The 341-nt window shown below is 68.3% G+C and carries 1 protein-coding gene; it reads left to right on the forward strand.

All coding sequences use genetic code 11. The annotated features are described in order from the left end of the window. A partial coding sequence (locus tag HA630_RS27025) for a multicopper oxidase domain-containing protein (RefSeq protein ID WP_166832191.1) occupies nucleotides 1-341 on the forward strand: 341 nt, incomplete at both ends.

Raw genomic sequence — 341 nt, forward strand, 5'->3', positions numbered from 1 at the left:
GTCAACATGTGGGGCTACAACGGCCAGAGCCCCGGCCCCACCATCGAGGTGGTGGAAGGCGACCGGGTGCGCTGCTTCGTCACCAACCGCCTGCCGGAGGCCACCACCATCCACTGGCACGGCCAGCGCCTGCCCAACGGCATGGATGGCGTCAGCGGCGTCAACCAGCCGCCCATCCCCGTGGGCAAGACCTATGTGTACGAGTTCGTCGCGCGCCGGCCCGGCACCTTCATGTACCACCCCCATGCCGACGAAATGACGCAGATGGCCATGGGCATGATGGGCCTGTGGATCACCCACCCCAGGCTGGACGCGCGCGGCCGCCACCCGCTGATCGAGCA

Source organism: Aquabacterium sp. A08 (assembly GCF_011742065.1).